This is a genomic window from bacterium, from assembly GCA_021372775.1.
Classification (GTDB): Bacteria; Acidobacteriota; Polarisedimenticolia; order J045; family J045; genus JAJFTU01.
The window spans coordinates 1-1909 of sequence record JAJFTU010000041.1 but is presented as its reverse complement, the minus strand read 5'-3'; the positions used below and the strand labels follow the sequence as shown (position 1 = coordinate 1909).

Here is a 1909-nt window from a genome sequence, read left to right as displayed (position 1 = left end):
CATCTGCGCGACGTGCATTGGTCGTTCGCGGTGCAGGAGCGTTTCGTCCGCCGCTACTACTTCGCCCAGGGCGCCGAAGCGGGCGCCGGCGCGGAGAGGCGCGCGGACAGGGGGAAGCGCGCGGACGAGGCGAAGGGCGCGCGCGCGGAGAAGCGCGCGGACGCGGGCGCGGAGCGGGAAGCGGTCCGCGGCGCGCGGCGCGGCCGAGCGGAGGCGCGGCCGTGACGGTCGGGCGCGTCTTCAACGTGCAGCGATTCTCGGTCCACGACGGCCCGGGGATCCGCACGACCGTCTTCCTCAAGGGATGCCCGGCGCGCTGCCTCTGGTGCCACAACCCGGAGAGCCAGTCGTTCGCGCCGGAAACGCTCTTCGTCGAAGCCCGCTGCGCCGCGTGCGGCGCCTGCGCGCGCGTCTGCCCGGTCGGCGGCGCGCGCCCCGGCGACGGGCGCTGCGAGGGCTGCGGCCGCTGCGCCGCCGTCTGTCCGACCGGCGCGCGGCAGGTCGCGGGACGCGACGTCGCCGCCGCCGATCTCGTCGCCGAGGTCCTGCGGGACGAGCCGTTCTTCGCCGAGTCGGGAGGCGGCCTCACCGTCTCCGGCGGCGAGCCGCTGGCCCAACTGCCGTTCCTGCTCGAGCTGCTGGCCGCGGCGCGCGCGGCGCGGCTCGACGTCGCCGTGGACACCTGCGGCTTCGGCAGCCAGGACGGCCTGATCGCCGCCGCCCGCCTCGCGCGTCTCTTCCTCTTCGACCTCAAGACCGCGGACCCCGCGAAGCACGAGGCGTTCGTCGGCCTGCCGCTCGCGCCGATCCTCGCCAACCTGCGCGCCCTCGGCGCCGCGGGCGGCGCGATCTGGCTGCGGATGCCGATCGTCCCCGGCTTCACCGACGATCCGGCCGACGTCGCCAAGGCGGCGGAGCTCGCCGCGGCGACGCCCGGCGTCCGCGAGGTCTGCCTGCTGCCGTACCACGCGACCGCCGCCGGCAAGCTGCGCCGGCTCGGCCGCCGCGACCCGCTCCCGCCGACCGCGCCCCCGGCGCCGGAGGCGCTCGAAGCGCTCGCCGACCTGTTCCGCGCCCGCGGCCTCGCCGCGCGCGTCGGAGGCTAGAGACGATGAACGACCGCACCGAGAGGCTGCGCGCGGCGAGCCTCGCCGCCGTCCCGACGATCAGCGCCGAGCGCGCGCTCCTGACGACGGAGTTCCACCGCGAGGAGTCGGGACGCCGCTCCGCGCCGATGCTTCGCGCGCTCGCCTACGAGCGGCTCTGCGGGCGCAAGACGCTCTACCTCGGCGACGACGAGCTGATCGTCGGCGAGCGCGGCCCGGCGCCGAAGCTCGTGCCGACCTTCCCCGAGCTGACCTGCCACAGCCTCGACGACCTGCGGATCCTCGACTCGCGCCCCAAGACCGCCTACCGCGTGCCGGACGACGTCCTCCGCGCCTACGAGGAGGTCGTGATCCCCTACTGGCGCGGCCGCTCGCTGCGCGACCGGATCTTCGCCGAGCTGCCCCCGGAGTGGCACGCGGCCTACGAGTGCGGCGTCTTCACCGAGTTCATGGAGCAGCGCGCGCCGGGGCACACCGTGCTCGACGGCAAGATCTACCGACGCGGCCTGCGCGCTGTGCGGGACGACGTCGCCGCCGCGCTCGCCGCGCTCGACTTCGGCGCCGACCCTTTGGCCTACGACAAGCGCGAGCAGCTCCGCGCGATGGACGTCGCCTGCCGGGCGACGATCCTCTTCGCCGAGCGGCACGCCGCGCTCGCCGAGCGGCGCGCGGCCGAGACCGCCGATCCGCGGCGGCGCGCCGAGCTGCTGAAGATCGCCGACGTCTGCCGGCGCGTGCCGGCCGAGGCGCCGCGCGACTTCCACGAGGCGCTGCAGGCCTACTGGTTCTGCCACCTCGGCGTG

Annotated in this window: 3 protein-coding genes; all 3 read left to right on the top strand. The window is 76.1% G+C overall.

Annotation, left to right across the window (positions count from 1 at the left end):
- Nucleotides 1–225, top strand: a 225-nt coding sequence (locus LLG88_01685; protein ID MCE5245618.1) for a hypothetical protein, incomplete at its 5' end; no start/stop codon positions are given.
- Nucleotides 222–1106 (top strand): glycyl-radical enzyme activating protein, encoded by an 885-nt coding sequence (locus tag LLG88_01680; protein ID MCE5245617.1) that lies wholly within the window; start codon nt 222–224, stop codon nt 1104–1106. The genes LLG88_01685 and LLG88_01680, both read left to right, overlap by 4 nt.
- Before the next feature lie 5 nt (nt 1107–1111).
- A partial coding sequence (locus LLG88_01675; GenBank protein ID MCE5245616.1) for a formate C-acetyltransferase/glycerol dehydratase family glycyl radical enzyme occupies nt 1112–1909 on the top strand: 798 nt, incomplete at its 3' end.